Below are 7643 nucleotides of genomic sequence, written 5' to 3'. Positions count from 1 at the left end.
TCCGTTCCCCAGCGAGGATGGGAGATCAAATCCTGAAGGCTCTTGTATCCAGCCCTTTTGAGCTGGTCCTCCCTGTATTCCCTGATTCCAGGGAGAAGAGAGAAAAAGGAAAGAATGGTTTTCTCCACGGTTTCTTTTTCAGGCTTGAAGGAATCTTCTTTGACCTGCTCTGATATGTGGTAGAAAGTCCCGTATTGATTGGAGATTTTCTCTCCGGGGATGACCTTGTTCAACGATTGATCTCTGTACCGTTCTGCTAATTCCTCTTTTAGCTCCTGGGCTTGATAATATTCAAATTCAGATAACCTGGGTGCAAAACCGGTAGCAGATTTCCTTTTTTGTCCTTCCCTCTCGAGAACAGATTCGGCAAACCGTTTCTCCCGAAGGTCTTCCTCTATCTGGTTTAACCTGCGACTGAACCTCTGAATGATCTTATCGTAACGGGACATTTTTTGACTTTTAATCGGTTGAAAATGCTATAAAACTTTCATCTGGAATAATAATACGACCTTCATGAAAATACAAACTATTTTTTGGCAAGGGCGTTCAGTGCTGCGGATCCGTTTCCGGGATTAAACACTCTTCCGAACACTCTTGCGATTGACTCAGGGAATCAGCTATCGACTGAAGGGGTTTTCTATCTTCCTTTTCCTTATTTCAAAAAGGGCTTGACAAATCTTGGTTTAAGATATATTTAAGTGAGAAAATTATTTGCTTTGAAAAGGAGGAACAGGATGAAAAGAAACTCTGAGATTTGGTTGGGGCTTGCACTGGTAGTAGTGGGCACACTTTTATTTTCCTGTGCTAAGAAAGAGGATGTCGTTATTTTGGGTGAGTTCGGCTCTCTTACCGGGGGTACGGCTACCTTTGGCAAGTCGACTCAAAAAGGAATAGAGATGGCTCTGGAGGAGGTAAACAAAGCCGGAGGGATACAGGGAAAGCCAGTCAGGATCGTGGTAGAGGATGACCAGTCTAAGCCGGAAGAAGCAGCTACTGCAGTGAAGAAATTGGTCAATCAGGACAAGGTCCTGGTAGTCTTAGGAGAGGTGGCATCCTCCAGGAGCTTAGCCGGAGCACCAATCTGTCAGGAGGCAAAAGTTCCAATGATCACGCCAGCATCCACCAATCCCAAAGTGACCCAGGTAGGGGATTTTATCTTCAGAGTCTGCTTCATAGACCCTTTTCAGGGTGAAGTGATGGCGAAGTTTGCCCGTAATACCCTGAAAGTAAGTAAAGCCGCGATACTGAAAGACATAAAAAACGACTACAGTGTGGGTTTAGCTCAGTTTTTCACAGAAACTTTTAAGAATTTAGGCGGAACGGTCATAGCTGAGGAGTCCTATTCTGAAGGAGACATAGAGTTCAGAGCCCAGTTAACCTCACTAAAAGCGAAAAAACCCGAGGTCATATTTATCCCCGGCTATTACACGGAGGTGGGTTTAATTGCTCGCCAGGCAAGAGATTTAGGGATTACAGTTCCTTTGATCGGAGGAGATGGATGGGATTCTCCACGCCTGATCGAGATAGGCGGGAAAGCCTTAGAAAATACCTATTACAGCAATCATTACACTCCAGACGACCCCAGGCCTGAAATGCAGAAATTCCTCGCCGATTTTAAAGCTAAATATAACGAGATTCCGGATGCAATGGCGCCCCTGGGTTATGATGCGGCTCGAATAGCCTTTGATGCCATAAAAAGGTCCGGAATTTTGGATGAGAAAAACATAAAGGATGCCTACCTTCAAAACACTCAGGCAAAATCCCTGATGGAAGCGATAAACACACCCGGCAATAGAGAGCGCATCCGGGACGCTTTAGCCCAGACCAAAGATTTCCCCGGAGTTACCGGTCTTATCACCATAGATGAAAACCGAAATGCCAAGAAATCCGCAGTGGTCCTAAAAATCGAAGATGGAAAGCTCAAGTACGTGGAAACGATTAGTCCATAATAAAATGACGGATGACGAATTAAAAAAGCGAATAACTGATGACTGTTGAAGAATCACTAATAAAAGACAAAATCTGATCCCGGATTAAAAATGGCGGTTTATAATAATTTCGAGGATTTGCCAGTTTGGAAAGAGGCAAGGAATTTTGGCAGTGCAGATCTATAAAATCACTAAAGAAGAGAAATTTAAAAGAGATTATGGTTTATCTGAACAAATCAGAAGGGCAGCAGTATCCGTGTCAAGCAATATAGCTGAAGGTTTTGAAAGAAGCTCAAGAAAGGAGTTCATTAGATCTTTGTATATAGCAAAAGGGTTTGTATCCGAAGTTAGAAGTCAAGTATTCCTCTCCAAAGAATTGGGTTATCTGGATGGAGATTTTTCGGAAAAGCTGTTAGGACAGACCAGATCCCTTTCCAGACAAATAGGTGCTCTCATATCATTTTTAAAGAAAAGAAATCTCTAGAATGCAGAAGACATCTTTCGCTTTGTTTTTGTCATGTGATTGTCTGTTTTTATCTTTTATTAGTCAGCCGAAATCAATCATTAGTCATTTATTCTTTCATCAGTCATCCGTAATTCGTCATTTTAGTTTATCTTTATGTCCGAATTTCTTCAACAGCTGATTAACGGCATCGCCTGGGGTTCGATCTATGCCCTGATAGCCCTGGGGTATACCATGGTCTACGGGGTTCTGAGGCTGATAAATTTTGCGCATGGCGACGTCTATATGGTTGGTGCATTTGCCGGATTCTATGCGGTCAAATGGCTTGGTCTGGCCCAGGAACCTACCATTTTCGGAGCGGTGGCTGTTTTCCTGTTGTCTATGGGAGCCTGCGGGATTCTGGGATTCGTTATCGAGAGGGGTGCCTACAAGCCTCTGAGAAAAGCTCCCAGGTTGACCGCATTAATCACAGCTATTGGAGTATCTTTGCTCCTGGAGAATGCCGGGCAACTAATCTTCGGAGCTGACCCTAAATTTTTTCCCCAGATAATTGCCAAAAAAGATGTTATCTCAAGCGGCGGGATAATCCTTACCAATCAGCAGGTAATAGTATTAGGGGTATCGTTGTTTCTAATGGCATCTCTACAGCTTTTTGTCATGAGAACTAAAACCGGCAAGGCTATGCGTGCAGTTTCTTTTAACCGCGAGGCGGCTTCCTTAATGGGAATATCAGTAGACCGGATTATCTCCATAACTTTTGTTTTAGGCTCAGCCCTGGCTGGGGCTGCGGCCATCCTGGTTGGTCTGACCAATCCCAAGATAGAGCCTTTGATGGGAATAATGCCCGGGATTAAGGCATTTGTTGCCGCAGTTCTTGGAGGCATAGGCAACATTCCAGGAGCAATGTTAGGCGGAATGATAATGGGGATAGCTGAGGTAATGGTGGTGGGATATCTATCCTCGACCTACCGGGATGCTATCGCTTTCGCTATCCTGATCCTGATATTGCTTTTCAAACCTTCTGGTTTATTGGGTGGTTTTACAGGCGAAAAAGCGTAAAAAAAATGGAAAAAGGAAGATGGAAGAAGGAAGGCTGAAAAAACTGTCATTGCGAGGAGCGAAGCGACGAAGCAATCTTCTCAAAATAACGGATTGCTTCGCCCTGCGGGCTCGCAATGACACCTTTGACCGGCCATTGCGAGAAGTCCATTTGGACGACGAAGCAATCCATACACTGTGGACGGATTGTTTCTTCCCGACTTGGCGGATAAAAGCTCAAGGGTTAAAACTAAAAGCAAAAAGCGAATAGCTAATAGCAAATACCGAATACCGAAATATGCAATTTAAGAAAATCATCTTCATTATTCTGGTCATAGGATTTCTGCTTCTGGTTAATTACTATCTCCCTCGCCGGATGAACCCTTATCTCTTTCAGATATTGATCCTGATTGGCATAAACATTATCCTGGCTGTGAGCCTGAATTTGATAAATGGATTTACCGGTCAGTTCTCCATTGGTCATGCTGGTTTTATGGCTATTGGCGGGTACACCTCGGCATTTTTCACCTTCTATTTCGGCAGAAACCTGGTCCCGAGTCTGACCTCTATTCTTCTTTTCCCCTGGCTGGCAAAATCGGTTATCTTTGTCTCCGCTCTAATCCTGGGAGGTACCTTAGCAGCTCTGGCAGGGTTGATTGTAGGTATTCCCTCTCTGAGATTAAAAGGAGATTACCTGGCAATTGCGACTCTGGGTTTCGGTGAGATAATCCGGGTCCTGATTTTGAATATCGATGCAGTGGGCGGAGCCAGAGGTTTTGCAGACATCCCCGGGTACACCAATCTTTTCTGGGTTTTATTTTTTATGGTGTTGACCGTGGTAGTAATCCGGAATTTAATCAATTCAACGCATGGCCGGGCTTTCCTTTCAGTCCGGGAAGATGAAGTAGCAGCAGAGGCGATGGGGATAAACACTACCTATTATAAAGTCTATGCCTTCGTCATCGGGGCATTTTTTGCCGGAATCGCCGGAGGGCTTTTCGGGCATTATCTTATGTATCTGCACACTAACAGCTTTACCTTTATGCGCTCGATTGAGATAATCATTATGGTGGTCCTGGGTGGGATGGGAAGTATCACCGGCTCAATTCTGGCAGCGATTATTCTGACGATTCTTCCGGAATTTTTGAGAGTGGTCAAGGATTACCGGATGGTAATATATTCACTGATTCTTATAATCCTGATGTTGACACGTCCTCAAGGTATTTTTGGGTTAAAGGAGTTTAGTTTACTGGCTATAAAGAATATATTTGTGAGAAAAGAACAGGTAGCAAAATGATTGACGTGGAATAAAATGCTACGAGGATTCAAGGAAAATAATGACGGATGACTGATGATGAATGATGAATAAATAAAAAGAAAGATGTAAGACAGAAGAAGGAAAAGTAAAAAACCGTAGCGTTGGGCTTTAAGCCTGACGAGCTTGTAGGGGCGGGGTTTCCCCGCCCAGAATGTAGGGCAAGGCTTCAGCCTTGCAAAAAAAAATATGCTGTCATTGCGAGCCCCCGACCCGTCGGGGCGAAGCAATCCGTCAATTTTGGACAAATTGCTTCGTAGTCCAAATGGACTCCTGGCTATGACCAAATAAGCCCTTTAGGCTCTTAAAAAAGGATTAAAGTGAGAAGTGTGAAATTCTTTTTTATCTTTCTGGCTGTTTTTGCTACAACGTCATTTAGCCAGAGTATGGAGACCAAAGAATTAAGCCAGTCCTTTCCGGTGGAGCAGAATGGCAAATGGGGTTATATCAATAAAATAGACAAGACTATGGATGGTTCGCCATCTGATGAGTCTACACCTTCATCCGGGGATCTGGCTCAGTCAGAAGCCAGTGAAGGGCAACAATCCAAGAAACCGGAGTATGACTACGTTGGGGGATTTTTTGAAGGGCTGGCAGTGGTGAAAATCGGTGACCTGTACGGTTATATCGACGAAACTGAGAAGATAGTAATCCCACCCCAGTTTGAATCAGTCGGGCGTTTTTCAGAAGGGCTGGCAACTATAAAGCTCGGGGGGAAATGGGGATATATAGACAAAAAGGGGAAAGCGGTGATTAATCCACAGTTTAATTTTGCTGGAGACTTTTCAGAAGGACTGGCTGGGGTAAGGATAGGCGGAAAGTGGGGGTATATCGACAAAAAAGGGAAGATGGTAATTCATCCGCAATTTGATTTTGCCTGGCTTTTTTCAGAAGGTCTGGCAGCAGTTCAGTTAGAATTCGGCGACAAGTACGGCTATATCGACAAAACCGGTAAGATGGCAGTGGAACCGAAATTCAATGATGTTCTCCCCTTTTCGGAAGGCTTAGCTGGGGTAAAAATCGAAAACAAGTGGGGATATATTGATAGAGAAGGTGAGGTGGCGATTAATCCGCAGTTTGAAGATGCTGGGGTTTTTACCGAAGGTCTGGCAATGGTAAAGATAAGAGGCAGGTATGGATATATTGACAAAACCGGAGATGTGGTGATTAATCCTCAATTTGAGACGGTCTGGCCTTTTTCCGAAGGCCTGGCACCAGTATTAATTGACAGGAAGTGGGGCTATATCGATAAAAAAGGGAAGATGGTAATTAGTCCCCAATTTGATTTTGCCGGGATATTTTCTGAAGGGCTGGCAGGAGTGAAGATTGGGGACAGGTGGGGTTTTATCGACAGGACCGGGAAGTTCGTTGAGAAAACTGAGAAATGAAGAGGATTCAATCCGCCAGAGGCGGACTAGGGGACAAGGGTTCAAGGGAAATAATGACGGATGACGAATGACGAATGAATAAAAAGGAAGAAGGAAGACAGAAAAAGGAAAAGTAAAAAACTGTAGCGTCGGGCTTTATGCCCGACGAGCTTGTAGGGGCGGGGTTTCCCCGCCCAGGTGCTTCAGGTGGCGAGTTTATCGAACCAGGTAGGCTCCCACAGGAGTGAGAAATTGTAGGGCAAGGCTTCAGCCTTGCGAAAATAAGCAACCCTGAAAGGTTTCCCTACAAAAATTAGAAAAAATAAATGCAAATCAGGTTGCTAATAAATGTCACTGCTTGAGATAAAAAACTGTTCCATGCACTTCGGGGGGCTGAAGGCGGTTGAGGGTTTGGATATGTCTTTGGAAAAGGGGGAGCTAGTGGGGCTAATCGGGCCAAATGGCGCAGGCAAAACCACTCTTTTCAACCTGATTACCGGGGTTTATAATCCGACTGCTGGAGAGATTATATTTCAGGATAAAAAACTTAATGGCAAGAAACCGTACCAGATAACCTCGTACGGGATAGGAAGGACCTTCCAGAACATAAGGTTATTCCAGAATCTTTCAGTTTTGGATAATGTCAAGACCGCCTGCCATCTTCATTCCAAAGAAGGGATGTTCAGTTCTGTCCTCCGCAGTAAAAGATTCGAAGAAGAGGAAAATGAGCTTGCAGAAAGATCGATGAATCTGTTGAAAATTTTCGGGCTGGACCTTTTGAAAGAAGAAAAGGCGAGTAATCTACCTTATGGTCAACAAAGAAGATTAGAAATAGCCAGAGCTATGGCGACTGAGCCAAAACTTTTGCTTTTGGACGAGCCTACTGCGGGAATGAATCCTCATGAGACCGAATCCCTTACAAATCTGATTAAGGATGTCAAAAAGAATTTCGACTTAACTATTCTATTAATCGAGCATGATATGAGGGTGGTTATGGGTTGCTGCGAAAGGATTGTGGTTTTAGATTACGGGGTCAAGATCGCAGAAGGTCCACCAGAGAAGATAAAAAAAGATCCAAAGGTGATAGAGGCCTATTTAGGGGAAGAAATGACTTGAAAATCGTTCAAGGGCAAAAAGAATTAAACTGTCATTGCGAGGAGTCCATTTGGACGACGAAGCAATCTGTCCAATATAAATGGATTGCTTCGCCCTGCGGGCTCGCAATGACTGGTGCAAGCCATGATTGAGAACTCAAATTTACTGGAGATTGATTCGCTGAACGTTTACTATGGGGCGATTCATGCATTGAGAGGTATCTCTTTTCACATAAAAAAGGGAGAGATAGTAACCCTCATCGGCGCAAATGGGGCTGGGAAATCAACTTCCATCAATACTATCTCCGGACTTCTCAAACCTAAAGGCGGAACGATTACTTTCGGAGAAAAAAGGATAGAAAAGCTCTTACCTCACAAGATCGTTGAGTTAGGCATCTCTCAGGCGCCAGAGGGGAGAAAGATCTTTCCCAATCTCTC

8 protein-coding genes are annotated in these 7643 nt (G+C 44.1%); 7 read left to right on the top strand and 1 reads right to left on the bottom strand.

The window, feature by feature from the left end; translation table 11 throughout:
- Nucleotides 1-449, bottom strand: a 449-nt coding sequence (locus MUP17_10395; GenBank protein MCJ7459389.1) for a hypothetical protein, incomplete at its 3' end; no start/stop codon positions are given.
- A 285-nt stretch (nucleotides 450-734) separates the two neighbouring features.
- Here MUP17_10395 and MUP17_10390 point away from each other — a divergent pair.
- The 7 genes from MUP17_10390 to MUP17_10360 all read left to right on the top strand — a co-directional run.
- Complete coding sequence (locus MUP17_10390) at nucleotides 735-1949, top strand: ABC transporter substrate-binding protein (GenBank protein ID MCJ7459388.1); 1215 nt, start codon at nucleotides 735-737, stop codon at nucleotides 1947-1949.
- 151 nt (nucleotides 1950-2100) lie between these two features.
- Nucleotides 2101-2412 (top strand): four helix bundle protein, encoded by a 312-nt coding sequence (locus tag MUP17_10385; GenBank protein ID MCJ7459387.1) that lies wholly within the window; start codon nucleotides 2101-2103, stop codon nucleotides 2410-2412.
- 135 nt (nucleotides 2413-2547) lie between these two features.
- Nucleotides 2548-3450 (top strand): branched-chain amino acid ABC transporter permease, encoded by a 903-nt coding sequence (locus MUP17_10380; protein ID MCJ7459386.1) that lies wholly within the window; start codon nucleotides 2548-2550, stop codon nucleotides 3448-3450.
- A gap of 277 nt (nucleotides 3451-3727) precedes the next feature.
- Nucleotides 3728-4726 (top strand): branched-chain amino acid ABC transporter permease, encoded by a 999-nt coding sequence (locus MUP17_10375; GenBank protein MCJ7459385.1) that lies wholly within the window; start codon nucleotides 3728-3730, stop codon nucleotides 4724-4726.
- A gap of 347 nt (nucleotides 4727-5073) precedes the next feature.
- Entirely contained in the window at nucleotides 5074-6132 is a 1059-nt protein-coding gene (locus MUP17_10370; GenBank protein MCJ7459384.1) for a WG repeat-containing protein, read from the top strand.
- Nucleotides 6133-6459: 327 nt separating this feature from the next.
- The gene (locus tag MUP17_10365; protein ID MCJ7459383.1) at nucleotides 6460-7227 is read left to right on the top strand and encodes an ABC transporter ATP-binding protein; all 768 of its coding nucleotides are present in this window, start codon (nucleotides 6460-6462) and stop codon (nucleotides 7225-7227) included.
- Between the two features lie 123 nt (nucleotides 7228-7350).
- The coding region (locus tag MUP17_10360) for an ATP-binding cassette domain-containing protein (GenBank protein ID MCJ7459382.1) at nucleotides 7351-7643 on the top strand (293 nt) is incomplete at its 3' end.

The sequence above is a fragment of the Candidatus Zixiibacteriota bacterium genome, assembly GCA_022865345.1.
Taxonomy (GTDB): Bacteria; Zixibacteria; MSB-5A5; order MSB-5A5; family RBG-16-43-9; genus RBG-16-43-9.
The sequence above is the reverse complement of the archived record's forward strand: the minus strand, read 5'-3'. Positions and strand labels throughout refer to the sequence as shown.